Origin of the sequence: Fluviirhizobium alvei (genome assembly GCF_030551875.1) — a bacterium.
Lineage (GTDB): Bacteria > Pseudomonadota > Alphaproteobacteria > Rhizobiales > Rhizobiaceae > Rhizobium_E > Rhizobium_E alvei.
In genome coordinates this window covers 1-784 of sequence record NZ_JAUOZU010000042.1, presented here as the reverse complement: position 1 = coordinate 784, position 784 = coordinate 1, and the positions used below count along the sequence as shown (strand labels likewise).

Annotated in this window: 1 protein-coding gene; it reads right to left on the bottom strand. The window is 65.6% G+C overall.

The window, feature by feature from the left end; all coding sequences use genetic code 11:
- Nucleotides 1-746: aldehyde dehydrogenase family protein (locus Q4481_RS24570; RefSeq protein ID WP_304379062.1), on the bottom strand; the 746-nt coding region annotated here is incomplete at its 3' end.
- Between the last annotated feature and the right edge of the window lie 38 nt (nucleotides 747-784).

The following is a 784-nucleotide window of genomic DNA, read 5'->3' as shown; positions in this document are numbered from 1 at the left end:
AGAGCCGGCTTGAGATGACGCCCGCAGAGCTCGCCGATGATCCGGCCGACCTTGGTGGAGCCGGTGAAGTTGACGCGGCGGACTGCCGGTGCTGCAATCAGGGCTTCAACAACTGCTGCTGCATCGGCCGGCGCATTGGTAATGACATTGACGACTCCTTCGGGGAAGCCCGCTTCGACCATGACCTGGCCGATCAGCACATGCATGCCCGGGCAGGCTTCGGAGGCCTTGAGGATCACGGTGTTGCCGCAGGCAAGCGCCATGGCGATGGCGCGTGTGCCGAGGATGATCGGCGCGTTCCAGGGCGCAATGCCGAGGCAGACACCTGCGGCCTGCCGGACTGCCATCGACAGCGTGCCCGGCTTGTCGGAGGGGATGATCTCGCCCTGGACCTGGGTGGTCATGCCGGCGGCCTCGCGCAGCATGCCGGCAGCCAGCATGGTGTTGAAGCCGGCCCAGGCGGCGGTACCACCGGTTTCGCCGATCATCAGGCGGGCAAAATCATCGACCTTGGAGGCCATGATATCGGCGGCCTTGAGAAGCAGAGCCCGCCTTGTGCCCGGGCCCGTCTTCGACCAGGCAGGAAAGGCCGCAGAGGCTGCGGCAACCGCCGCTTCGACATCCTTGAGGCCGGCGGCCGGCGCGCGCGTGGCAACTGCGCCCGTATAGGGATCGATGCGATCGAAGGTGGCGCCGGAAGCGGCTGCGACGGACTTGCCGCCGATGATCTGTTGGATCTCAATCATGGTCATTCTCCTCAGTAGCCGAGCACGTCGGCATTGAT